Origin of the sequence: Streptomyces sp. NBC_00390, from assembly GCF_036057275.1 — a bacterium.
Classification (GTDB): domain Bacteria; phylum Actinomycetota; class Actinomycetes; order Streptomycetales; family Streptomycetaceae; genus Streptomyces.
In genome coordinates this window covers 7,831,220-7,855,772 of record NZ_CP107945.1, presented here as the reverse complement: position 1 = coordinate 7,855,772, position 24,553 = coordinate 7,831,220, and the positions used below count along the sequence as shown (strand labels likewise).

At 70.0% G+C, this 24,553-nt stretch carries 18 protein-coding genes and 2 pseudogenes; 15 read left to right on the top strand and 5 right to left on the bottom strand.

Going from position 1 to position 24,553, the window contains the following annotated elements:
* Nucleotides 1–70: 70 nt before the first annotated feature.
* The 3 genes from OHS70_RS34930 to OHS70_RS34920 all read left to right on the top strand — a co-directional run bounded on the left by OHS70_RS34930 (nucleotide 71) and on the right by OHS70_RS34920 (nucleotide 3,323).
* Nucleotides 71–493, top strand: a complete 423-nt coding sequence (locus OHS70_RS34930) for an Hsp20/alpha crystallin family protein (protein ID WP_328404257.1) — start codon at nucleotides 71–73, stop codon at nucleotides 491–493.
* Between the two features lie 192 nt (nucleotides 494–685).
* Nucleotides 686–1,567 (top strand): universal stress protein, encoded by an 882-nt coding sequence (locus tag OHS70_RS34925; RefSeq protein WP_328404255.1) that lies wholly within the window; start codon nucleotides 686–688, stop codon nucleotides 1,565–1,567.
* 316 nt (nucleotides 1,568–1,883) lie between these two features.
* The gene (locus tag OHS70_RS34920) at nucleotides 1,884–3,323 is read left to right on the top strand and encodes an MBL fold metallo-hydrolase (RefSeq protein ID WP_328404253.1); all 1,440 of its coding nucleotides are present in this window, start codon (nucleotides 1,884–1,886) and stop codon (nucleotides 3,321–3,323) included.
* A gap of 31 nt (nucleotides 3,324–3,354) precedes the next feature.
* Here the strand turns inward: OHS70_RS34920 and OHS70_RS34915 are convergent, their stop codons facing one another.
* Nucleotides 3,355–4,506 (bottom strand): site-2 protease family protein, encoded by a 1,152-nt coding sequence (locus OHS70_RS34915; protein ID WP_328404251.1) that lies wholly within the window; start codon nucleotides 4,504–4,506, stop codon nucleotides 3,355–3,357.
* A 1,023-nt stretch (nucleotides 4,507–5,529) separates the two neighbouring features.
* On the opposite strand from OHS70_RS34915, the gene OHS70_RS34910 reads away from it, so the two are divergent.
* From OHS70_RS34910 to OHS70_RS34890, 5 genes are all read left to right on the top strand, one after another.
* Nucleotides 5,530–8,373, top strand: a complete 2,844-nt coding sequence (locus OHS70_RS34910) for a cation-translocating P-type ATPase (RefSeq protein ID WP_443062698.1) — start codon at nucleotides 5,530–5,532, stop codon at nucleotides 8,371–8,373.
* Nucleotides 8,370–9,029, top strand: a complete 660-nt coding sequence (locus OHS70_RS34905) for a potassium channel family protein (protein WP_328404248.1) — start codon at nucleotides 8,370–8,372, stop codon at nucleotides 9,027–9,029. The genes OHS70_RS34910 and OHS70_RS34905 overlap by 4 nt, the downstream gene beginning before the upstream one ends.
* Nucleotides 9,026–9,682: a potassium channel family protein gene (locus tag OHS70_RS34900; protein WP_328404246.1), complete on the top strand. Its 657-nt coding sequence runs from the start codon at nucleotides 9,026–9,028 to the stop codon at nucleotides 9,680–9,682. Before OHS70_RS34905 ends, OHS70_RS34900 begins: the two co-directional genes overlap by 4 nt.
* A 374-nt stretch (nucleotides 9,683–10,056) precedes the next feature.
* Nucleotides 10,057–11,544 carry an AAA family ATPase gene (locus OHS70_RS34895; RefSeq protein WP_328404244.1) on the top strand — a complete coding sequence of 496 codons (1,488 nt, stop codon included), beginning with the start codon at nucleotides 10,057–10,059 and terminating at the stop codon, nucleotides 11,542–11,544.
* Between the two features lie 399 nt (nucleotides 11,545–11,943).
* Complete coding sequence (locus tag OHS70_RS34890) at nucleotides 11,944–12,111, top strand: hypothetical protein (RefSeq protein ID WP_328404242.1); 168 nt, start codon at nucleotides 11,944–11,946, stop codon at nucleotides 12,109–12,111.
* Nucleotides 12,112–12,439: 328 nt separating this feature from the next.
* Here OHS70_RS34890 and OHS70_RS34885 read toward each other — a convergent pair whose 3' ends face one another.
* A complete protein-coding gene (locus OHS70_RS34885; protein ID WP_328404240.1) occupies nucleotides 12,440–14,839 on the bottom strand; it encodes a glycoside hydrolase family 65 protein in 2,400 nt (799 codons plus the stop codon).
* Nucleotides 14,840–14,898: 59 nt separating this feature from the next.
* Nucleotides 14,899–15,363, bottom strand: a complete 465-nt coding sequence (locus tag OHS70_RS34880) for a universal stress protein (RefSeq protein WP_328404238.1) — start codon at nucleotides 15,361–15,363, stop codon at nucleotides 14,899–14,901.
* Nucleotides 15,364–15,636: 273 nt separating this feature from the next.
* Between OHS70_RS34880 and OHS70_RS34875 the strand changes: the two genes are divergently transcribed.
* Nucleotides 15,637–16,407 carry a CBS domain-containing protein gene (locus tag OHS70_RS34875; protein WP_328404236.1) on the top strand — a complete coding sequence of 257 codons (771 nt, stop codon included), beginning with the start codon at nucleotides 15,637–15,639 and terminating at the stop codon, nucleotides 16,405–16,407.
* Nucleotides 16,408–16,433: 26 nt separating this feature from the next.
* Nucleotides 16,434–16,634: pseudogene (locus OHS70_RS34870) on the top strand (cyclic nucleotide-binding domain-containing protein); the annotation flags it as partial.
* A gap of 107 nt (nucleotides 16,635–16,741) precedes the next feature.
* On the opposite strand, the gene OHS70_RS34865 reads toward OHS70_RS34870, so the two are convergent.
* Nucleotides 16,742–17,653: a pyridoxamine 5'-phosphate oxidase family protein gene (locus OHS70_RS34865; protein WP_328406119.1), complete on the bottom strand. Its 912-nt coding sequence runs from the start codon at nucleotides 17,651–17,653 to the stop codon at nucleotides 16,742–16,744.
* 213 nt (nucleotides 17,654–17,866) lie between these two features.
* Between OHS70_RS34865 and OHS70_RS34860 the strand changes: the two genes are divergently transcribed.
* Nucleotides 17,867–18,541, top strand: a complete 675-nt coding sequence (locus OHS70_RS34860; protein WP_328404232.1) for a CBS domain-containing protein — start codon at nucleotides 17,867–17,869, stop codon at nucleotides 18,539–18,541.
* Nucleotides 18,542–18,763: 222 nt separating this feature from the next.
* Here OHS70_RS34860 and OHS70_RS34855 read toward each other — a convergent pair whose 3' ends face one another.
* Nucleotides 18,764–19,582, bottom strand: a complete 819-nt coding sequence (locus OHS70_RS34855; protein WP_328404230.1) for a universal stress protein — start codon at nucleotides 19,580–19,582, stop codon at nucleotides 18,764–18,766.
* 192 nt (nucleotides 19,583–19,774) lie between these two features.
* Between OHS70_RS34855 and OHS70_RS34850 the strand changes: the two are divergent.
* The 4 genes and pseudogenes from OHS70_RS34850 to OHS70_RS34835 form a co-directional block, all read left to right on the top strand.
* Nucleotides 19,775–20,549: pseudogene (locus OHS70_RS34850) on the top strand (universal stress protein); the annotation flags it as partial.
* Nucleotides 20,550–20,686: 137 nt separating this feature from the next.
* Nucleotides 20,687–22,477 carry an acetate--CoA ligase gene (gene acsA, locus OHS70_RS34845; RefSeq protein ID WP_328404228.1) on the top strand — a complete coding sequence of 597 codons (1,791 nt, stop codon included), beginning with the start codon at nucleotides 20,687–20,689 and terminating at the stop codon, nucleotides 22,475–22,477.
* Nucleotides 22,474–23,553 carry a pyruvate dehydrogenase (acetyl-transferring) E1 component subunit alpha gene (gene pdhA, locus OHS70_RS34840; protein ID WP_328404226.1) on the top strand — a complete coding sequence of 360 codons (1,080 nt, stop codon included), beginning with the start codon at nucleotides 22,474–22,476 and terminating at the stop codon, nucleotides 23,551–23,553. The genes acsA and pdhA overlap by 4 nt, the downstream gene beginning before the upstream one ends.
* Nucleotides 23,554–23,555: 2 nt before the next feature.
* A complete protein-coding gene (locus tag OHS70_RS34835) occupies nucleotides 23,556–24,551 on the top strand; it encodes an alpha-ketoacid dehydrogenase subunit beta (protein WP_328404224.1) in 996 nt (331 codons plus the stop codon).
* Nucleotides 24,552–24,553 lie beyond the last annotated feature (2 nt).

The window sequence follows — 24,553 nt, the reverse complement described above, 5'->3', positions numbered from 1 at the left end:
GACCCCTGCGATCTTGAACCTGGTGCGGTGGACTGGACATGCAGTAACCGCGATACCGAGGAGCCTGGTCATGGCTGTACTCGCACGCAAGCAGAAATTCCCGTTTCCCGACCTGCCCGACTGGTTCGAGGCTTTCCCCGCTCGATTCACCATGCCGGCCATGGCGGACCTGTACACGATGAGGCTCGAGGAATACACCGAGGGAAGCCGGTACATCGTCCGTGCCGAACTCCCCGGCATCGACGTCAAGGATCTCGACGTAACCGTCGAGGACGGCGTCCTCACCATCAAGGCCGAGCGCACCGAGCGCGACGTCGACAAGCACCGCAGCGAGATCCGCTACGGATCGATCACCCGCAGTCTCACCCTGCCCAAGAGCACGGACGAGAACGACGTCCGCGCCGAGTACGCCGACGGCATGCTCACCGTCAGCGTCGGCCTCGGCGAAGAGAAGCCGGAACCGAAGCACATCGAAATCACGCACACCACATGACGCGCATCCCTGGACGCCTGGGCGGACTGCGGCACAGCCCGCCCAGGCGCCTCGTGCAGGGAGCTACCTCCTCGTGATCGTGAGCAGGATCGTTCGGCCCCCGCGGGCGACTCTCGGCCTCTGCTGTCACCGCGCGCTGCTGGTGGCGCTGGGAGGGAAGCCGCACACATGGCCCCGAAGGAGATCAGCACCATGACCCGTCATCTGACCGCCGGCGTGGACGGCTCGCCCCAAAGCCGCTGGGCGGCGGCGTGGGCCGCGGACGAAGCCGCGCTGCGCAGCCTGCCGCTGCGCCTCGTCTACGCCGAGGACTGGCCCGCATCGATCACCATGCCGGTGACCGGCCCCGAGAAGCAGCAGCGTTGGTCCGACGACATGCTGACCGAGGTCGCGAACGACCTGCGGAAGCGCCAACCCGGGCTGGAGATCACCACCCGGAGGCTCTCCGCACGGCCCCCGGCGGCCCTGTCCGTCGAGGCGGGCGAGGCGGACCTGTTGGTGCTCGGTTCGCGTGGGCTCAGCCGCATCACGGGGTTCCTCATCGGCTCGGTCGGCATGCCCACGATCAGCGCCACCGAGCGGCCGGTCGTTCTCGTACGAGCGGCCACGCGGGCGGAGGACGTGCCGCCGCCCGCCCGTACCGGCCCCTACCGCGACCTGGTCGTCGGTGTGGACGTCCACCAGCCCTGCGACGCGCTCCTGGCCTTCGCCTTCGACGAAGCCGCACGGCGCGACTGCACGCTGCGCGCCGTGTACGGCTGGTCGCTCCCCCTGGTCGTCGCCCAGGATCCCCTGCTCGATCATGGAGTCCGCCGGGAGGCAGCCGCGGAAGTCGACCGCGCGCTCGCCGACCTGCTGATGCCCTGGCGGCAGAAGTTCCCGTCGGTGGACGTCGTCGAGCAGGCCCTTGTGGGCTCTGCTGGAGAACAGCTGATCCACTGCGCCACCGACGCAGATCTCGTGGTCGTCGGCCGGCACATCCGCAAGTCCCCTCTGGGAGCTCACATCGGCCCGATCACCCACGCGGTGACCCACCACTCGCCGGCGCCCGTCGCCATCGTCGCCCACTCCTGATCGCCGTGCCCGACAAGAGGGTTTCCTGCGCACGGCACTCGGCACGATCGCCGTGGAATCCGCGGAATCCCTCGTGGAGGACACGACACGGCGCGCACAACACGGCATGCCCCGCCCTGCTACGGACCAAGGCCGCATGGGCACACAGCGGGGACCTCCTGGCCCAAGTACGCGGCATTCCGCTGACGCAGCCTGGAGGCGTGGACTGCGACCGCGAGCAGGGCAGGCGGTCCCCCTGGGGATCATCCGGCCCGGGCGGAGGTGGGCACGCCGTTGGAAGTGGGAACCGTTCCTCATTTTCGAGGAGGCTGCTCCCATGGAGGAAACGGCTGCGAACAACACCACAGCACGCCGCGACCGGCGGTCCAGACCGGCGCTCCTGACCTTCCTCGGCGGCGTGGGCACCGTCACCGGAAGCAAGTTCCTCGTCGAGAGCGACCACGCCCGCGTCCTCGTCGACTGCGGGCTCTTCCAGGGCCTTGCCGACCTGCGGCGCCGCAACTGGCGACCGCTGCCCTGCGACGCCGGGGACATCCACGCCGTGGTCGTCACCCACGCCCATCTCGACCACTGCGGTTACCTGCCCCGGCTCGTCCGCCATGGCTTCCGCGGCCCGATCCTGACCAGTGCGTACACGGCCCGGCTCGCGGAGATCGTGCTGTGGGACAGCGCGCGCCTCCAGATGGAGCAGGCCCAGCACGCCAATGAACGGGGCTGGTCCAAGCACCGGCCCGCCAAGCCGCTGTACGACGACGATGACGTCGACACCACGCTGAAGTACTTCGACCCGGTGCCGATCGACACCGAGATCGAGATCATGGCCGGGACCCGGCTGACACTGCGCGGTGCCGGCCACATCCTCGGATCGGCCTGGGCCCACCTCACCCTGGAGGACGGGCACACCCTGGCCGTCAGCGGCGACCTCGGCCGCCCCGGGCACCCGCTGCTCCGCCCGGCCGAGCCCTTCTCCGGCGCGGACATGCTGCTCATGGAATCGACGTACGGCAACCGCCGGCACGACGACGAAGCGGGACGCGCCGGTTTCACCGCCGTACTGACCCGTGCGCTCAACCGCGGCGGCACTGTGATCATCTCCGCCTTCGCCCTCGACCGCACCGAGGTCGTCCTCCACGAGCTCGCCGGACTGCGCCGGGCGGGAGTTCTGCCCGCGTCGGTGCCCGTGTACGTGGACAGCCCCATGGCCTTGGCCGCCCTGGACGTCTATCGTGACGCGATCCGGGCGCAGGCACGAGAGCTGCGTCCCGATGTCGCCGCGCACGGCACGGCCGTCCTCAGCCCCGAACCCTTCCTCGCCACCCGCACGGTCCAGGAGTCCATCGAGATCAACCACGCCCAGGGTCCGGCCGTGATCGTCTCCGCGGCCGGCATGGCGACCGGCGGACGCGTGCTGCACCATCTGCGGCGTCTGCTGCCCGATTCCCGCAACGCCGTGGTGATCGTGGGATTCGCTGCCGAGGGCACACGGGCCCGGGATCTGGTGGACGGCGCACGCACGCTCAAGATGTTCGGCGAGTACGTGCCCGTGCGCGCCGAGATCGCGAACGTCCCGCACTTCTCGGCGCACGCCGACGCCGACCAGCTCCTCGACTGGCTTCGCGGGGCTCCCGCACCGCACACGACGTACCTGGTGCACGGCGAGCCTGACGCCGCCGCAACGCTGCGCGGGCGCATTGACCGGGAGCTGGGCTGGACCGCGGTCGTACCCCGCTCCGGTGAGGCGGTCCTCGTCCGCTGAGACGTGCCGCCCGGGAGTGAACACGGTGCAGTCACCAGCGCGCGTGACCGCTTTCCCCAGGGCCGGAATGCATCAGCCACGCCACGGTGCGGCTGATGTCCGACGCGGAGAGGATGCCGACGAGCCGGGTGCCATCCAGCACCAGAACTCGGTGCGCGGCACCCGGCTGCATGCGTGGCAGAAGATCCGTGAGCGCATCGTCCGGCCGTGCCACGGCGACCTGGGACAGGGGCAGCATCACGTCGCCCACCGTCACGACGCTCTGCCGCTCCCCCTGCACCGCTCTGGCAGCGTCCAGTGTCACCAGGCCGACCGGGGCTCCGCCGTCCCCGGTCACCGGAAACGCCGAATGCCTGAACCGGTACAGCGGGTCGGCCAGGAACCTGTCGACGGGGAGACCGGCCGGTACCGAGACCGGATCCGGGGTCATGGCCTGACGCACCGGGACGCCGGCGAGGGTGGCGCGCAGCGCTGCCTGCCTCCCCTCCAAGGTGGCCGCCGCGATGAGGAACCAGCCGATCACGGCCAGCCACAGCCCGCCGAAGGAACCCGTCCTCATCAGGAGAAGCAGTCCCAGCACCGCAAGGAACCAGCCGAAGATCCGACCCGCCGTCGCCGCCCCCGCCGTCGCCCGCAGCCGGTCCCCCGTCCGCCACCACAGGAAGGCCCGCAGCAGCCGCCCTCCGTCGAGCGGCGCTGCGGGAACGGCGTTGAACACGGCGAGCAGCAAATTGATGCCGGCCAGCCACACCATGCCCTCCACGGCAAGACCTGGCGCGGATACCCGGGCGAGCAGCCACGCCCCTGCCGCGAAGAGGCCGCCGAGCACGAGGCTCACGAGGGGGCCGACACCCGCGATGCGCACCTCGGCGGCAGGGCTGGACGCCTCCGACTTGAGCCGGGCCGCTCCGCCGAGAAGCCACAGCACGATGTCGTCGACTTCGACGCCGTTGCGGCGAGCCACAACGGCGTGGGCGAGTTCGTGGGCGAGCAATGAGGCGAAAAAGACCACGGCCGTTGCCAGCCCGGTCAGCCAGTACACGACCGGGGCGTGTCCGGGGTGCGTCTCCGGCAGCCGGCCCTGTGCGAGACCGAGCGCGATGATGGCGAAGACGAGGAGCACGCTCCAGTGCACTCCGATCCGGACGCCGGCAATGCGTCCCAGCGGAAACGTCGCGCGCACTGTGTACTCCCAGCTCAACCGTGTCGGCACAGAAACGGCGGGGAGGACCATCCACTTCTCGTGGATCCTGATTGCACGGTGCGCGGTCTCGCTCCGCTGCTCCGTGGCCTCGTCCTGTCCTCCTCGTCAATTCCAGTGAAGCGCCACCGGGCTGTGCGGCACAGGCCCACAAGGGGCACATCACAGGGACCATTCGGCCCTTCCTGGTGAGGCCGCGCCCATCCTGGGCCCCAAGGCCTGGCCGCATATGAGGCGAACGAGGTCGAGCACCGATGTCCCGCCGTGTGACAGCCGGCCGGGCACCGCCGGAACTGCCGAACCCCCCACGGCCGACGGCAGGACCGCCAGGAACGCGGCCACGCCCCCTGCCGCGCAGGCTCCCAGCGTGTCACGCTGCGAGCAGCTACCGCGATCGCGAGCATCTGTCGGCCCGCGTCCGCCCTTCGGAAGTTGCTCGTTCTGGCGGGCCGCGGCGGGGAGGTCTCGGCTCACTGCGAACGCCGCCGTCCCCAGCCGGATGGCCCGACGCGCTCGCACGCCGATGCCGGGATGCGGCCCCGGGTGCCTGCCTCCACGATGAGGTCATGGTTCCCGTGGGTCCTGCGGACCGTTTCGATGCGTTTCGGGCCTCTGCCGACCAGCGTGGGCGGCCGGGAGACCGGCTGATCGGGTCACTGGCCGAGACCAGGGCGGGAACGGGACCGGCGGGCAGCCCCGAGGTACAGGCTCCGGCGGTCGCCGTCAGGTTCGGCCTGCCTGCTGCCGCCGCCCCCGGGCCGGCCGCCTACGACGCGGACCTCACCGCCCCACACGGGCGCTGTCGCGTACGGGGGCGGGCCCGGCTCATTGCCCGCATCGGCGAACAGACAGTCCCCGGCCGCTCTTCTGCTCCGTTCCACTTCCCCGCAAGCGGAGTGAACCGCCTCACGTCCGACCCCGCGGACACCGTCACGTCCTGCCCCGGGTACAAAGTCACGGCCGTACGGGCCGCCGCGCCGTGACCGCGTCACTCCAAGGTGGCCTATGGGTACCAGAACCCACTCACTGACGTCCGGTGACGGGGGCCGCGGGCCGGTCCCGAGCGGGGCTCATGGGCCCGCAGCACAGAGCCTGGCAACCCGAGACGTCTTCGCCGCCCTGGACACCTCACCGCGAGGATTGACGGCAGCGGAAGTGGCGGCGCGACGGGACCGGTTCGGGTCCAACGAGCTGCCCCACGCGGGGCGGAGGGGGCTGTGGCGAGACCTCGTCGGACAGTTCGCCGACCTCTTCGCCGTGGTGCTGCTCGTCGCGTCGGCGATCACGTTCCTGGCGTACTGGCTTCAGGAGCCGCCCGACCAGGGCACCTTGCAGCTGGCCGTGGCGATTCTGGCCGTGGTGGTGCTGAACGCGGCCATCGGCTTCGCACAGGAGTACTCGGCCGAGCGGACCGCGGAGTCGCTGCAGGCGATGGTGCCGCATACCTGCCGGGTGCTGCGCGACGGGCAGCGGCAAGAGCTGCCCGCGCGTGACCTGGTGCCCGGAGACGTCGTCGTCCTGGAAGCCGGGGACGCGGTGTCGGCGGACTGCCGACTGGTCGAGGCGCACGAGGTCTCGGTGAACAACGCGGCCCTGACAGGGGAAAGCGACGCCGTCAGGCTGACCGGAGAACCGGTGGCCGGCGGCCCGGTGCTTCAGGCCCGCAACTGCGTCTTCATGGGCACCGATGTCGTCGCGGGCTCCGCGAAGGCCGTGGTGTTCGCCACCGGGGCGGCAACGGAGTTCGGACGCATCTTCCGGCTCGCCGCAGCAGCGCCGCGGCAGAAGACCCCGTTGCAGCGCCAGGTCGCCTCGATGGCCCGCCGCGTGGCGGGAGCGGCGCTGGCGATCGGGGCGGCCCTGTTCGCGGTGCGCGTGCCCACCGGGCAGCCGCTCGTGGAGACCTTCGTGTTCGCGCTCGGAGTGATGGTCGCGCTCGTACCCGAAGGGCTGCCCGCAACGCTGTCGGTGTCGCTGGCGATCGGCGTTCGGCGCATGGCCCGTCGGCACGCGCTGATCAAGCAGCTGCTGGCGGTGGAGGCACTGGGGTCCACCACCGTGGTGTGCACGGACAAGACCGGGACACTCACCCAGGCCGAGATGACCGTCGTCCAGGTGTGGGCCGGCGGCGTGCCCCATGCCGTGTCCGGGGTGGGGTACGCGCCGGCCGGCGAAGTGGCCGATCCCGGGCCGGTGCGCGAACTGCTCCGGGCGGCGGGGCTGTGCTCCAACGCCCGGCTGGTCCCTCCCCCACCTGACGCTGGGAAGTACCCCCAGTCGGACCGCGAGGGCTGGCGGGTGCTCGGTGACACCACTGAGGGGGCATTGCTCGTCGCCGCCACCAAGGCCGGTCTGGACATGGCCGCCGAGGAAGCCGCCACGCCCCGTGTGACGGAGTACCCGTTCGACTCGGCCCGCAAGCTGATGAGCACCGTGCACAAGACCCCCGACAAGTACGGCGCCTACGTCAAAGGCGCGCCTCAGGAGCTTCTCGCCCGCTGCACCGCCGTCGACTGGAGAGGTGAGCGGCGGCCGCTCACCGATGAGCTTCGCGCGGCGGTGACCGCCGCCAGTGACCATCTGGCCGCCCAAGGGCTGCGCGTGCTGGCGGCGGCATCACGGGCCCTGGCCGACGCCCACCCCGTCCAGGACGACGTCGAATCGAAGCTCACACTTCTGGGCATGGTCGGCATGCTCGACCCGCCACGGCCGGAAGTGAGCGCCGCCGTCGACGCCTGCCGTCGGGCCGGGATCCGCATCGTCATGGTCACCGGGGACCACCCGCTGACTGCGGAGGCGGTCGCCCGGCGCGTCGGGATCGTGCGGCAGCCCACGCCCGCTGTCGTCACCGGCACCCGGCTGGACGCGCTCGACGACGACGGCCTGGATGCCCTGCTCTGCGACTCGGGCGAGCTGCTGCTGTGCCGTGTCAGCCCCGAACACAAGATGCGGGTGGTCACCGCTCTGCAGCGGCGCGGCGAGGTCGTCGCGGTCACCGGCGACGGCGCCAACGACGCCCCGGCCCTCAAGCACGCGGACATCGGCGTCGCAATGGGCGCCTCCGGCACCGACGTCGCCCGGGAAGCCGCGGTCATGGTGCTGCTGGACGACTCGTTCGCCTCCATCACCACGGCGGTGAGACTTGGCCGGTCGGTCTACTTGAACATCCGCAAGTTCCTTATCTACCTCTTCAGCCACAACATCGCCGAGCTCGTTCCCATCCTCGCCGCGACCTTCGCCGGGTTTCCCCTGGTGCCGATCACCGCCGTCCAGATCCTCGCGATCGACCTCGGCTCCGATGTTCTGCCCGCTCTGGCGCTCGGCGCCGAGCCACCAGAACCTGATGTCATGGACCGGCCGCCGCGCTCCCGACGTGAACGGCTTTTCTCAAGGGCCGTGATGGGACGCATCCTGTTCCTGGGCGGCATCCAGGCCCTCGGCGTGACCGTCGTGTTCTTCTGGCACATCCACGCCTCCGGAATCCCGTACTCCGACTTCACCGAGGACGACACCGTCTACCGGGAGGCGATCACCATGGTCCAGGCCGGGATCGTGGTCAGCCAGTTCTTCAACGCGCTCGCGGTACGCACCGACCGGCAGAGCGTGTTCCGGATCGGGCTGCTGTCCAACCCGTGGCTGATCGCCGCGGGCTGCTTCGGCATCACCCTGATGGCAGCCATCAGCTACCTGCCCCCGCTGCAGGCCATCTTCAACACCGCGCCGCTGGACGCCGCCGACTGGGCTGTCCTCGCCGGCTTCGGAGCACTACTGCTGGCCGCCGAAGAGACCCGCAAGTGGTGGTTGCGCCGACACCTGGGGCTGCCGAGCACGAAGGGAGGAACGGCATGAGAGTGATCATCGCGGGCTGCGGGCGGGCGGGCTCCACACTCGCAGTCCAGCTCGGAACCGAAGGCCACGACGTACGGCTCATCGACCGCCTGCCCAAGACCCGCAAGCTACTGCCGGCCGGCTTCCCCGGCCAGTTCCACGAAGGCAACGCGTACAGCCGCGCGGTGCTCGAGGCCGCCGGAATCGAACACGCAGACGCATTCGTTGCCGTGACCTCGGGCGACAACAGCAATATCGTCAGCGCACGGACGGCCAAGGAGACCTACCGTGTCCCCATCGTCCTCGCCCGCATCTACGACCCCCGCCGCGCAGACATCTACCGCGAACTCGGCATCCCCACCATCGCCAGCGTCCACTGGACGGTGCACCAGATCCAGCAGATGCTGCTGCACCGCCACCTCACGCCCGAACTCACCTTCGGCAACGGAGAAACCCTCCTGATCCGCTCCGAGCTGCCCGCCTACCTCACCGGCCGGCGACTGACCCAGTTCGACGTCGACGGCGAGATCCGTGTGGTGGAGGTCACCCGCGCCGGGCGCTCTCTCGTGCCCGCCCACAGCACCCCCGCCGAACCCGGCGACCTGGTCACCTTCGCCGTCGCCGCCACCGCACTCGGCCGCCTGCGCGGATTCCTGGACAAGGAGCTGGGGACATGAAGGCCCTCATCGCCGGCGCCGGGCGCCTGGGCACCCAGATCGCCCAGGTCCTCGCCGCCGCCCGCAACGACGTCACCCTCGTCGACATCGACGAGGACCGCATCGCCGAGCTCGAAGGCCGCCTTCCCGTACGCCTCGTCGCCGGGGACGCCTGCGAACCCAGCTTCCTCGAACACGCGGGCGCACACACCGCCGACCTCATCATCGCCGCCACCGGCAACGACGAGGACAACCTCGTCATCAGCCTCCTCGCCAAGCGGCAGTTCGCCGTCCCCCGCGTCGCGGCACGCGTCAACGACGCGGAGAACACCTGGCTCTTCGACCAGAACTGGGGCGTCGACACCGCAGTCCCCGCCGCCACGCCCCTCATCTCCCTCATCGAGGAAGCCACCGGCGCCACGGACACCGTGGCCCTCCTGCGCCTGAGCAAAGCGGGCGTCGACGTGATCGAAACCGCCATCACACCGCAGTCCCGCGCCGCAGGCCGCGCACTCGGCGAGATCACCCTCCCCGCAGGCACCGTCATCGCCACCATCATCCGCGAAGGCCAACCCACCGTCCCCACCCCCGAGATGCGGCTCCAGCCCGGCGACGAACTCCTCATCGTCTCCCACGCCGCCACCGAACAGGAGATCCATGCCGCCTTCCAGTGACGGGCAGCCGCTCGGCCTCGTACTGGCGCCCGACCGACGGGTCCAGTGCTGCGATGGTGTGACGTTCGCCCTCGTGGTTGGCGGTGATCTGGTCGAGGGCGGCCTGCCATTCACCGCGGTCGCGTGTCGCGGTGTCGCTCATCGTCGGCCCTTCCCGGGGGCTCTTCCGGTGGATCATTCCAAGGTCGCCGTCGCAGGTGCCAGCGGCCATGGCCTGGCAGCCCAAAAGAGAGCTGCAGTGCTGCGCGCCGCACGCGCATGCCGGGACGACAACATCGCATTGAGGAGGCGGCAGCGCCGGCACGCCGAGCGGGCCGGTCGCCTTTGGGGGTGTACTGGGAGACGAGGACAGCCACTGATGAGGGGAGCGGTCCGTGCCGCAGTCCGATGCCGTACGCCACCCCCGGCCGGACGGGATGTTCGACCGCGCGGCCGAGTGGGAGGCACTTGTGGCCTTCGCGTGCGCACCTGAAGAGGGTCCCTCCCTCGGCATCGTGTCGGGACGGCGCAGACAGGGCAAGACGTACCTCCTGAAGGCGCTGACCAGGGCCACGGGAGGCTTCTACTTCGGGGCGCAGGAAGTCACAGAGGCGGAATCACTCCACCAGCTCGCCGACCAGCTCGCCCTGCACACCGGCGCATCACCTGCTCCCGGTCCGCACGGCTGGGTGGACGCTGTCGACGCCCTGCTCGCGCTCGGGGACCCAGGACCGTTCCCCGTGGTCATCGACGAGTTCCCCGACCTCGTCCGGCAGAGCCCCGCCCTCCCCTCCATCCTCCATGGTGCCTTCCACCGCCTGCAGGCCCGGAGTCGGCCGGGTCGCCCCCGGCTGCTTCTGTCCGGCAGTACCGTGCCTGTCATGCACAGGCTCTTCAGTGCGTCTTCCCCGTTGCGGGGACTGGCCACGTTGGCGCTCGCGGTCCGCCCGCTGGACTTTCGGCAGGCGGCCGGACTCTGGGGCATCGACGATTCCCGGCTTGCGCTGCTCGTGCACGCTGTCGTGGGAGGAGCCCCCGCATACCGGTACGAGTTCGTCTCCGACGACACCCCGACAGATCCGGACGACTTCGACCGCTGGGTGTGCAGGACCGTGCTCAATCCCCGAAGGCCCTTGTTCTGGGAGGCACGCCATCTGCTCGATCAGGGCGCGGACCACTGGGACCGGGCTCTGTGCCACTCGGTACTGACCGCCATCGTTTCGGGGAACTCGACCCGCGGGGCGGTCACCGAGTCTGTGGCCTGTCCGCTTCCCCAAGTGTCCCGGGCCCTGGGAGTGCTGCAGGACTGCGGTCTGCTGCAGAGCGAGTCCGACGCCTTCCGTCCGGGCCTGACGTGGTACCGCATCGCCGAGCCGTTCCTGGCCTTCGACCACGCGATCGTGTGGCCGCACCGCTCGGCGCTGGAACAATCGGACGCCGCACAAGTCTGGCAACGGGCCCGCTCCGTCTTCGACGCATTGGTGGTAGCACCGGACTTCGCCCAGGTGTGCCGGGACTGGGCTGCGGAATTCGCCGCACCGGACACTTTCGGGGCACCTGCCGGAACCGTGTCCCACGGTTCCATTCCGGGTCCGCAGGGTTCCACGGCATTCGACATCGAGGTGGTCGTGCGCGGTGCGTCGGACCACCAGCAGGGCGCCCTGCTGTCGGTCGGACAAGCGCACTGGAACGAGATCATGGATCTCGACAACCTGCGACGCCTGCGCCACGTGTTGGCACTACTCGCCGACAGCGGCGAAGACGTCGGCCGGGCAATGCCTGCGTGCTACAGCGGTGCCGGCTTCAGCCCTGAACTACGCGCGGCGGAGGCTCGCGGTGAGGTGCTCCTCGTCGGCCTCGATCGCCTTTACCACGGTGCGTAGCCGTAGCGAGCCATCACGCCTTCGACGGGCCGTGTCACGCGGGAATGCGTGCTCAGGAGCCGTGTTGCGCTCCTGGCGGCCTCGCCGTTGGCACCCGGGCCCGATCGAACCGCCTGAGATCACCGCCGTCACAGCGCCGATCGTCCCCGGCAGGCAGCAACGAGGGCTCGGCGCGCCGCCCGGCAGCGGCCCCCAGCCAGTGACCGACATGTCTGCGGACCGAAGACGGGTCGGACCCGGGCTTGAAGCACCGCCCTGATTGCCCTGCACTGCCGAGTTCCCGGCGGCGTATCGGCGCACCCCCCGAGCACCCGCGCACCCGCGCACCCGGGGAGCCGACGTCGACCTCGTCGGGCCCTGATTCGCGACGACGCGGACATCCGTGCGGAGGCCGAGTCGGTGCTCCGGCGGCAACTGCCGACTCCCGGCGCCGCCGAGGTGACGGTCGAGAACGGCGTGCTGACCGTGGCAGGGAGACTGGACACAACACTCGTCCCGCAACTCCTCGAATCGCTGCGGCACATCGAGGACGTGGTCGATGTCGTCGACCACATCGACGCGGCCTGACCTCCGATCCCGCAGGGCCGCCCGGTCGGTGGCAGCACATCGCCAGGGTGAGGCTTGGGGTGAGGGCGTGCGAGTGAGGGAGGTGCGGTGAGCGGTCTGGTGGTCGTGGGAGTGGATGGCTCGGCGTCAAGTCTTGCCGTGGTGGAGGCGGCGGCCCGGGAGGCGCGGGGCGGGACTGTGGTGCGGGGGTCCGGCGAGGGACGATGACGGCCCCCGATCGAGGCGAAGCGGGAAGGGCCGGCCGATGCCGACGGGGGCGCGCTGCCGGTGTGCAGGTCCTCTCCGGGCAGCGGGCCTGAGTCTCACCTGCTCCGGTCCGCCGGACGGATCAACTTGTCGGCAGCACAAGCGTGCACGTCTCTCCCGGTGCGATGGTGACGGCCCGGTCGGCCAGTACCACCCGGATCGGAGATTCCTCCGAGTCGGGCACACCGATCTGCAGCTGCCCGCTCCGCAGCCGTACACCGACACCCCAGTGACCGCGATAGCGCAGCGAGAATCCGTACTCGGACAGTGCCGGGAGCGGCACCGGGTCCAGCCACAGGGCGTCTTCGCGGGTCTCCAGGCCGGTCAGGCCGCGCTGAACCAGGTCGAGAGTCCCTGCCATGGCGCCGAGATGGATGCCTTCACCGGTCGTGCCGCCCTGGAGATCGGCGATGTCCGCTTCCAAAGCTTCCTGGCAGTACTTCCATGCTTCGGCCCGTCTGACGCGGGCGAGGACCCAGCCGTGGACGAGACCGCTGAGGGTGGAGCCGTGGCTGGTGCGCCGAAGGTAGTAGTCGACGGTCCTGCGCCAGACCTCGTCGTCCAGGCCGTATCCGAGGCGGCGGAACAGGTGCTGCAGCTCGGCGGGCGAGAAGAGGTAGCCCAGCATGAGGACGTCGGCCTGTTTGGAGGCTTGGTAGCGGTTGACGGTGTCGCCCTCGGCCTCGAGGATCCGGTCGAGGCGCCGGATGCTGTCGTACCGCGCGCGGTAGGCGTCCCAGTCCAGCTCGGCGAGGTCGCCGTAACCGTCGAACTGGCTGATGACGCCCTGGTGGTAGGGGACCCGCAGCCGCCGGGACACCTCCTCCCATTTCGGGAGTTCGTCGCCGCCCAGCTTCACGCGCTCGATCAGTTCCTGTCGACGCCATGCGGGGAGGCGCTGCAGGAGCTCCAAGGCGCGGCTGAGGACCCAGGCTGCGGTGACGTTGGTGTACGTGTTGTCGTCCAAGCCGGGCCGGGCGGCGCCCGGGTATCTGTCGTGGTACTCGTCCGGGCCGACCACGCCACGGATTCGGTAACGACCCGACTCGGGGTCGAAGACGGCGGTGTCCGCCCAGAAGCGGGCGATCTGCAGCAGCATCTCCGCACCCTTCGTGTGCAGGAACTCGGTGTCGCCGGTGGCCTCGCAGTACTGCCACACGTTGTAGGCGATGGCCGAGCCGACGTGGTGCTGGAGCCGGGAGTGGTCCGGCAGCCAGCGGCCCGAGCGGGGGTTGAGATGGAGCTGCTGGGTCTCCTCGCGGCCGTCGCTGCCGCTCTGCCATGGGTACATCGCCCCCGCCCTGCCCACCTCGCCGGCCGCCCGGCAAGCCTGCGGGAGGCGCCGGTGGCGGTAGTTCAGCAGTGCCCGGGAGACCTCCGGGAGGTGCAGGTTCAGATACGGCAGCACGAACAGCTCGTCCCAGAAGACATGGCCCCGGTACGCCTCACCGTGCAGCCCTCGGGCCGGCACGCCCACATCCAGGTCCGCGGTGTGCGGTGACAGCGTCTGCAGGACATGGAACAGGTGCAGGCGCAGAACGCGACCGGCCTCCCCGGGCACCTGGATGTCCGCGCGCCGCCACAGCTGCGCCCACGCGGCGACATGGGATCCCAGCAGTGCTGAGAAGTCCGCGGCTGCGGACACCCTCTCGACCGCTGCCCCGAGCGGGTTGCTGATCGCCGCATCGCGTGAGGTGTGCAGCGCCACGGTCTTGTCCACGACGACGGGTCGGCCTGGAACGATCGGGATCACCAGGCGGTGGGCGGCTCGATGTCGAGCGGGATGAAGCTCCGATGAGACCGGAGGCTGCCCGGTGACGATTGTCCGGGCCGCCATGGCGATGCTCATGTCGGAGGTGCTGGTGCGGCAGCGCAGCCACACCGTGTCGGTCCCGGCTGCCCCGGTCCGGACATGGGCCAGGTGGCTGCGGTTGAGGGAGCGGTAACGGTGCACGTTGCTGTTGATCACGTCGCCGTCGATGGAGCACTCGACTTCGATCTCTCCCGACCAGTCCTCGGCTGTGAAGACGGTCCGCAGTACGGCCAGGTGGGGGTCCGCCATGTGCACCAAGCGGATCTGTTCCACGCTCAGCACACCGGCCTCGTCGTCCCGGTACCGGAACGTGCGGGTGAGCGTGGCGCGCCGCAGATCCAGCCTGTGCCGGTGGTCGAGGAGGACGCGGGTGTCCGGGGAGAACCACCGGCCCGCCGATCCGTCGGCGGGCCGGAGACGGAACCGCAGGAGCAGCCAGTTCGGGAGATTGACCAGGTCCTCGTTCTCCACCTGTCGCCCTGCCACGGTCGACTCCAGGCGGTTGTAGCACCCGGCAGCGTAGGTCCCGGGGCAGTGCACCAGGCCCGCCCTGCTCTCGGGTACCGCCCCACGGGTGGCGAAGTAGCCGTTGCCGAGCGTGCACAGCGATTCGCGCAACCGCTCGGCAGCAGGGTCATAGCCCTCGTACTCCCAGGTCCACTCCGACATCCGCCGCCCTCCCCTCTGCCTTCAGGTGATCCACTGGAGCGCGGCCCGCATGCCGGATTTCAGGCTCGCTGTGGGATGACGGCAACCGGGCATTCGGAGTGATGCAGCAGGACGTGGGCGACCCTGCCGAACTGCAGACCGAAGTGGCCGTGCCGCCGAAGGGCGCCGACGACCAGCAGGTCGGCATCGGACGACGCATCCAGGAGGACCGTGTGGGCGGGGCCTTCGACCGGCCGGCGGTGTACATCGACCCGGGGGCGATCCCGCACGGCCTCACGCAGCGCGTCGGCGAGGAGGTTTGAGGCCCGTTCCCCGTGTACACGGGCGGCATCGTCCACGAGGTGGGGATCCCCGGCGGGACGCTCGGTGCCGAAGGACGGGTGGCCTGCGTCGTAACGCTCCCACAAGGAGCCATGGAGCAGGCGCAATGGCAGCCGGTGGCGTGCCGCTTCGTCCACCGCCCGGTCCACCGCCTGCAGGCTGGAGTCCGATCCGTCGACGCCCACCACCAAGGGGAGCTCCATCGTCCCCACCGCCTTCCTCTCCGGCCATTGCGAGCAGCCCTGTGAATACCGTCGCACTGCCCTGGATCCACCGCGACATGCGGACCGGCCCTCGGACCGGGACGTTCGGCCGGGTTGCACCGCGCCGGTTTGCGAGAAGGTGGAGTCATACGGCCGGTCGGCCCACCTCCGTGCCCCTTCAGGCCCTGGGCCCGGGCGCCTTTTTGCCGGAGGCTGGAGCTGAGAGCAGGAGAAGTGGCCTGAGATGGCCCCACCTGCGAGAGGGAGCCAGTGATGAAGCACAGCAAGATCGGCAACCTGATGGTGAACGAAGTCGTCTCGGTGACTCCGCAGACCCCGTTCAAAGAGGTCGCGAAGCTACTCGCGGTGCACCGGATCAGCGGTCTGCCAGTGGTCGATACCGATGACAAGGTGCTCGGCGTGATCTCCGAGAGCGACCTCATACTCCGGCAAGCGGGTGTTCCGCCCGAGCCGGGACCCATCCGCAGCGCACGGCTGGCCTGGCGGTCGCCGCCGGCCGGCGGCACCGAGGCCGGACACAACGCTGACACCAAGGCGCACGCGATGAGCGCCCGAGAGCTGATGTCGCAGCCGGCGATCACCGTCCAGGCCAACGACACCATCGCCGTGGCCGCCCGCACCATGGCGCAGCACCGCATCGAGCGGCTGCCCGTGGTCGATGAGGGCAGCCGCCTGGTGGGTATCGTGACCCGTCGCGACCTGCTTCAGGTCTTCCTGCGATCGGACCCTGACATCCGCCGGGAGATCGACGACGAGGTCCTGGACCAGACGTTGGGGCTGTTCCCGGGCGCGGTCCAGGTGCATGTGACCAACGGTGTGGTCACCCTCGAAGGTCAGCTGGAGCGGTTCAGCGAGATCCCGGTCGCTGTCCGGCTGGCGCAGCAGGTGGACGGTGTGGTCACCGTCATCGACAAGCTGACCTACCTCTACGACGACTCCGGTTCTCGGCCGGCGCAGCAGACGCCACTCCCTGCCGCCGACGAAACCGAGGACAGCGGCGTCCATTGGGAGCGGTCACCGTGATCGCGGGGAGCGGTTTCTTCAACTCCATGCCCGAAGACCGGCGCGATCGGCTCATGTCGCTGGCCCGTGAGGTGTCGTTCGCGCCAGGCGAGCGTGTCTTCAACGAGGGCGGCAAGGCCGACCGCTTCTGGATCATCCACACCGGTACGGTCGTTCTCGATCTTCATGTGCCGGACTGGCGCGCAGGGGTCGTCGAGACCCTCCTCGACGCCGGAGAACTGCTGGGCGCCGCCGGACCGGAGAGCGCGTAGTGGCAGGTCGTCGGCGCGCAGTGGGCGGACGACGGGTGCTCGTCGGCCGTGGAGACCGGCTGCACCTCCCGGGCGGTCAGGGCTCACTGATCGGCCGGACTGATGCGGCGGCCGGTGAGGCGCGTGGGCTGGATCAGCACCCACATATCGCGTTCACCCCCCGCCCACGGCCTGGTGTGAGCACGATCGTCGAGCCGCCGCACGGCGTCGGGCTCCGTGACAACCCGGGCAGGGCCGACGACGAGCACGCTCCAGCCCTGGCTTGTCGCCTCGTCCACATGGTCGACCTCGAAGGCGACGTCCGTTCCCACCGCCGCGGCAGGCACTGAGTCGGGCGCGGTCCGAAAGGCGATCGTGTCGTCGATGACCTCGTAGTTCACCGGCACGACCGCCGGGCCATCGGATGTCGAAACCGCCACGCGGCCCAAGCCGTGCGTGGAAAGCCGGGCGCGGCATTCATCAGGGCCGAGGTCCCGCAGTTGAGGGTGGAGGAGCGCCTGGCCTTGGCCGGGCGGCAGATCGATGCCGCCGCCCCGCAGGGCTGCGACGCTGGTGCTCAGCGCGTCGGCCAGTCTGATGAGAGTTCCCAGGCTCGGGTCGGCCTGCCGTTCTTCGAGGTACGCCAGGTAGTCCGGCGCCATTCTGGCGCGCAGGGCTGTTTCCGCCCGGGTCAGCCCCTGTCGCTTGCGCTCGCCGGCCACCCGCCGGCCGATGTCACCAGGATTGGGTGGCCCCTGCAGCGGGGTCGTGTCGGACACGGCACCCGCCTCGTCCCTGCCCGGCCGGGACTCGCGGGTCCCCGGCTCGTGCTCGACGCGCCGGATATGTGCGTCAGGCCCGGGGAACACCAGCGTCACCTCGTCCGTATCCGACCAGCGCACGTCGTAGGGAGGTGTTCCATCCGCATGGTGGAGTCCGACAATCTCGCCGTCGCGCCTGGTAGCGCCGGTCGCCGGGCTTTCGATGACGAGTTGATCGCCGAGGTGAGCTCGCATGATCGCCGCCATTTCCTCACAATGATGCTCTACCCAACGTGCCACGCGCGGCGTGCCGCTGCATGGGAGAGAGACCCTGATCAAGAGGGCGATCGAGCCGGTTCCGGGACCACTGGCCCCGGAACAGGCCCGCAGCTCACCCGTGTGACGGATCCCTGACCCGCTGGACGGGTGACGACGACTGGCTGTCACGCCCCGGAAGGGAGAGGCGACATGCACCACCGAACCGTCGCAGAACTCATGACCCGAGAGGTCGTCCGGGCACGGCGTGACCTGCCGTTCAAGGAGATCGTCAAGCTGTTGGCGGACAACGACGTCACCGCTGTGCCCGTGGTGGATGATCTGGAACGCCCGATGGGTGTGGTGTCCGAGGCGGATCTGCTGCGCAAGTCCGCAGACCAGGCCGACCCGTCCGGTCGGACACCGGTTCCGCATCTGGAGGCGTGGGAGCGGGCCAAGGCCGAGGGGGCCAGGGCCGAGGAACTGATGTCGGCTCCAGCGGTGTGCGCGCGTCCGGAGTGGAGTGTGGTCGAGGCAGCCCGTCTGATGGAGGTCCACGGTGTCAAGCGACTGCCCGTGGTGGACGAGACGGACAGGCTCCAGGGCATCGTCAGCCGCAGCGACCTGCTACGGATCTTCCTGCGCCGTGACGACGCCATCCGCGACGAGATCCACCGGGATCTGCTGCAGCAGACAATGGGCCTCGTTCCCTCAGAGGTGACGGTCGAGGTACGCGAGGGGCAGGTCGCCCTCGGCGGATCCGTCGAGTTCAAGAGCCTGATCCCCATCATTGAGCGGCTGTGCCGGAGCGTTGACGGCGTGGTCTCGGTCTCGGAGCACATCGCGTACCGGACCGACGACGCCCGGAGTTCCGCCACCGGCTCGTGAGTCATCCAGGACCGACGTGGGGAACACGGGCCGACGGCGGGACCCGTCGGTCCTTCGCGGACTTCTGCAGTCCGGCACCCTGCCCATGCTCCGGCCTCCGGCTGTTGCTGGTCGGTCCCCACCACGACCGGACGGCAGCAGACGCGGTCCAGGCCCGAAGGTCCCTGGTGGGCGGCCACCCGGCTCTGACGGCCGGCGGGTCCCATCCCCAGCCGATGGCGGTCATACCTGCGGAACGACCGCGATCGGACATGGCGCGTGATGCAGCAGCGCGTGATTGACCAGGCCCAGTTGCAGACCGAGGTGCCCGCGTCGCCTGCGGGCTCCGACGACGAGCAGGTCGGAGCCCGACGCGGCCTCCAGGAGCGCCTGTCGTGCCGTCCCCTTGATCACCAAGCGGCTGACCGTGGCGTCCGGGTACCGCTCTGCCTGGCCACGCAACACGTCGTCGAGCACCTGCATCGGCGGGCGCCGATGGGCCTCCGGTGCGAACCCGGACGGGGGCGGAGGCTCGGAGAGAGCGAACGGGGCGCTCCAGGCGTGCACCGCCACCAGCCGACAGCGCCGCACATGGGCCTCACGGGAGGCGAACCGCACTGCCGTGCCGCTCCCCTCGCCGTCCTCGACGCCGACGACGACCCTTCCGAACCGGGCATCCCGGTACTCCGCCCCGCCTCGTACCACGACGACCGGGCAATCGGCGCGGGCTGCCACGGCCAAGCTGACCGATCCCAGGAGCATCCCGGCGAGATCTCCGAGCCCTCTTGACCCAAGGACCAGCGCGAAGGCATTGCGCCCTTCGCTGACCAGAGCGGACGCCGCGTCCGCATGCAGCACCTCGCTCGACAGCCGCACCGTCGGAACGGCCTTCCAGGCCCGTTCCGAGGCAACAGCGATCAGGTCGGCCGCCTCGTGGTCCGGCACGGCCGCATGCACGAGGTGGAGCGGCACTTCGTGCCGGACTGCCTCCTCGGCGGCCCAGTCCACCGCCTCCAGACTCGCCTCGGATCCGTCGATGCCGACCACCAGGGGAATCGTCACGACTGCGACCTCTTCCTCGTGCTGGGATCCGCACCGCTCCGAGCCCTGCCACATGGGCTCCACATGCGCCGCAGCAAGCCCTGCGGTACTCCTCGAATGAGAAGAGGCCGTGCTTGGCGTGCCGCCACGCTGGGACAGGCGGACTCGTTCACCGTCCTTCTTCCAGCTTGTTACGAGACGGAGGCAGCCGCCATGGAGCCAGTCGTCACCGTGGGCCTCGACGGCTCACGCGAGAGCGTTGCCGCCGCCCATTGAGCTGCCGACGAAGCCGAGCGGCGCAAGCTCACGCTGCGCCTGCTGCACGCATGGCCCCTGCTGGTGCCGGAACCGACCCACAGCCCCTCGGAGATGGATCAGAACTACTGGGCCAAGCGGATCGTGCACAACGCTCGGGCGGAGCTCCAAGCACGCCACCCGGGCCTCGCCGTCGTCGGCAACCTGGTCGCCGACGACGCCCAGGACGCGCTGCTGCAAGCGGCATCGGAGTCCGAGATGCTCGTACTCGGTTCTCGAGGGCTGCCGGCGGTCGAGAGCTACTTCATGGGCGACGTCAGCATGCCCGTCGTGGCACGGGCCGAGCGGCCGGTGGTCCTGGTATGCGCCGCAGCGCACGAAGAAAGGCGACGGGCTGCTCGAATTCTCCTTCAGCACCGCCGCGGCCCGGGGCGTGCCTCTTCGGGCCGTCCATGGCCGAAGCGTGCCGGTCCACGCACACGTTCCCTGGGGCATCGACCACGACGTGACCGAGGAGATCACACAGGACGCTCAGAAGCAGCTGAGCCAGGTGCTCCGCCCGTGGAGTGAGAAGTTGCCCGGCGTGCAGACGGTCGACGTGGTCCGGCTCGACAGCCCCGCCGACGCCGTCGTGCAGGACGCCGAGAACGCCGGGCGGAATGCCTGCACCGTGCTGCGGCTCGTCCGATCAGGCCGAGTCAACAGCCCGAGGACCCACCACGGGACCAACCCTGAGGACCGACGTGCCGCACTGAGGCCGGTGGACGGTTGCTGCGGCCCGTCTCGAGTCCCGTGCGAGGCCGGTCGCAATGCGGCCCTGGCCTGGCTCGGCGACTCTGGAGGCAGAGGCAGGCGTCGAGAGGAGCGCCCATGGGCTGGGAGACGGTCCACAAGGACACCGCACCGGGCGTCGCACCGAATCTCGCCGACTACGACCGGACACGTTCCGATTTCACCTGGTCGCAGGCGCGCACCGCGTTGGCCGGGCTGCCCGGCGGCGGGCTGAACATCGCGCACGAGGCGGTCGACCGGCATGCGGGCCCGGGTGAGGGGCACAACATCGCGCTGCGGTGCATCGCCCGTGACAACGCCGTCTCCACTGTCACCTACGCCGAGCTGGCCAGCCGTACGGCTCGCTTCGCGAACGTCCTGCAGTCACTCGGCGTCGGCCGTGAGGACCGGGTGTTCACCCTGCTCGGCCGGTGTCCCGAGCTCTACACGGCGGTGCTGGGCACACTGAAGAACACCAGCGTGCTGTGTCCGCTCTTCTCCGCGTTCGGGCCCGACCCGGTCGAGCAGCGGCTGCGTCTCGGCGACGCCCGGGTCCTGGTCACCACCGCGGCCCTGTACCGGCGGAAGGTGGCCGAGCGCCGGGCGGCGCTGCCCGGGCTCGAGCACGTTCTCATCGTCGGGCCCGGCGCCGATCAGCTGCCCGGCACGGTCTCCTTCGATCAGCTGACGTCCGAGGCCCCGGACACTTTCGTCATCCCGCCGACCTCGCCCGAGGACATGGCCCTGCTGCACTTCACGAGCGGAACCACCGGGACTCCCAAAGGTGCGATCCACGTCCACGAGGCGGTGGTCGCCCACTTCGCCACAGCCGCGTACGCACTCGATCTGCACCCCGAGGACGTGTACTGGTGCACCGCCGACCCCGGCTGGGTCACCGGCATGTCGTACGGCATCATCGCCCCGCTCGTCCACGGCGTGACCGTCGTCGTCGACGAAGGCGACTACGACGCCCGGCGCTGGTACCGGATCCTCGGCGAACAGCGGGTCAGCGTCTGGTACACCGCGCCCACGGCCCTGCGGATGCTGATGCGCGCCACCCCCCGCCAAGGCGCGTACGATCTGCCGCGTTCGTACGACCTGTCGGCCCTGCGCTTCATCGCCTCCGTCGGCGAGCCCCTCAACCCCGAGGCGGTGGTGTGGGGCAAGGACGTGCTGGGCCTGCCGGTGCACGACAACTGGTGGCAGACCGAGACCGGCTGCATCATGATCGCGAACTTCGCGGCATGCGACATCCGGCCCGGTTCGATGGGACGTCCGCTGCCCGGTGTCGAGGCGGCCGTACTGGAGCGGGGTGAGGACGGCCGGACTCTGGTCCTCGACGGCCGGGTCACGGAGGTGGAGAGCCCCGACGTGGAGGGGGAATTGGCGCTGCGGCCGGGCTGGCCGTCGATGTTCCGCGGCTATCTGCACGACAAGGAGCGTTACGAGGCCGCGTTCGCCGATGGCTGGTATCTGACCGGCGATCTGGTCAGGCGGGACGCGGACGGCTGGTACTGGTTCGTGGGGCGCGCCGACGACGTCATCAAGTCGGCGGGGCATCTGATCGGCCCGTTCGAGGTGGAGAGCGCCCTGATGGAGCACTCGGCGGTCGCGGAGGCCGGGGTGATCGGCCGGCCGGACCCTGTCGCCGGGAACATCGTCAAGGCGTTCGTGTCGCTGCGCCCCGGCATCGAGCCGACCCCGGAACTGGAACGGGAACTGCTGGGCTTCTCCCGGCGCAGACTGGGCCCGGCTGTCGCGCCCCGGGAGATCGCCTTCGACCAGAACCTGCCGAAGACCCGGAGTGGCAAGGTCATGCGCCGACTGCTGCGTGCACGTGAACTCGGTCTTCCCACTGGCGACTTGTCGACCTTGGAGGGATCCGCGTGACCCCCGCCCGCGGCGCCCGTACCCGGAAGACCTCCCCGACGACGAAGCCCGCGGAGCAGGCCGCGTCGGAAAAGCAGAGCGCGAAGACCAAGCTTGCCACCACCCGGGCCACCGAGCACAGGGTGGACCTGCTGGAGGCGATGCTGCGCATCCGGCGCTTCGAGGAACGATGCGTCGAGCTGTACAGCGCCGCCAAGATCCGCGGCTTCGTCCACCTCTACATCGGCGAGGAGGCAGTCGCCGTCGGCGTCAGCGAGGCGCTGAGCCCTGAGGACGCGGTCGTCTCCACCTACCGTGAGCACGGCCACGCGCTCGCCCGCGGTATCCCCGCCGAGGCCGTCATGGCCGAGATGTACGGCAGGACGACCGGCTGCAGCGGAGGCCGCGGCGGGTCCATGCACCTGTTCGACGCAAGCCGCCGCTTCTACGGCGGCAACGCGATCGTCGCCGGCGGTCTCCCGCTGGCTGCCGGCCTCGCCCTCGCCGACCGCATGCGTGACGAGCGCCGCGTCACCTGCTGCTTCTTCGGCGACGGTGCCTTCGCCGAGGGCGAGTTCCACGAGACGGCGAACCTCGCCGCCCTGTGGGATCTGCCGCTGCTGCTCGTCTGCGAGAACAACCTCTACGCCATGGGCACAGCCATCGAGCGGCATGAGGCACAGACCGACCTGGCCATGCGCGCCGCCTCCTACGGCATGGTCGCCTGGGCCGTGGACGGCATGGACGTCGAAGCCGTCGAGCGGGCCGCCCGCCGGGCCGCCGAAGCCATCCGGGCAGGCGCCGGACCGCACTTCCTGGAGCTGCGCACCTACCGCTTCCGCGCCCACTCCATGTACGACCCGGACCGCTACAGGGACAAAGCGGAGATCGAGCGGTGGAAGGGCCGGGACCCGATCACCCGCCTCATGGACCGTATGCGCGAGCACGACGAGCTGGGCAACAAGGAACTCGCCGCGGTCGAACTCCGGCTCACGGACGAGATCGACCACGCCGTCGTAACCGCCGAAGAGGCGCCCGAAGAGCAGGTCGAAAATCTGCTGCGCCATGTGACGAGTGCTTCGGCGGAGGTGAGCTGACCATGGGCACCGGACAGCCGCAGGAGCAGAAGACGACCTACCGAGAGGCTATGCGGGAGGCTCTTCGGGATGCCCTGCGGTCCGACGACCGAGTCTTCCTGATGGGAGAGGACGTCGGCCGGTACGGCGGATGCTTCGGCGTCAGCCTCGGCCTGCTGGAGGAGTTCGGGCCGGAACGGGTCCGCGACACCCCGCTGTCGGAGTCCGGGTTCGTGGGCGCCGGCATCGGTTCTGCTCTGGCCGGGATGCGGCCGATCGTCGAGATCATGACCGTCAACTTCAGCCTGCTCGCGCTCGACCAGATCCTCAACAACGCCGCCACCCTGCTGCACATGTCGGGCGGCCAGCTGCCCGTACCCCTGGTGATCCGCATGACCACGGGCGCGGGCCGACAGCTCGCCGCACAGCACTCGCACAGCCTGGAGGGGTGGTACGCCCATATACCCGGCATCCGTGTCCTCGCCCCGGCCACCGTCGAAGACGCCCGCCACATGCTGGCCCCGGCGCTGGCCGATCCCGACCCGGTGCTGATCTTCGAGCACGGAAGCCTCTACAACGCCTCCGGTGAACTCGCCTCGCCCACCGCCCCCGTGGACCTGGACCACGCCGCGATCCGCAGGCCCGGCACCGACATCTCCCTGATCACGTACGGCGGTTCGCTGCCAAAGGCGCTGGCTGCAGCGGACGAGCTGGCCGCCGACGGTATCGACGCCGAGGTGATCGACCTGCGCACGCTCCGGCCACTCGACGACGCGGCCATCGCCGCCTCCGTGGCCCGTACCCACCGCGTAGTGGTCATCGACGAGGCATGGCGCACCGGCAGTCTCGCCGCAGAGGTGTCCGCCCGCATCGCCGAGGGATCGTTCTACGAACTGGATGCCCCCGTGGAGCGGGTGTGCAGCGCGGAGGTGCCCATTCCGTACGCCCGGCGGCTCGAGGAGGCGGCCCTGCCGCAGACTGCCGACATCGTGGCGGCAGCGCACCGGGCGGTGGACTGACC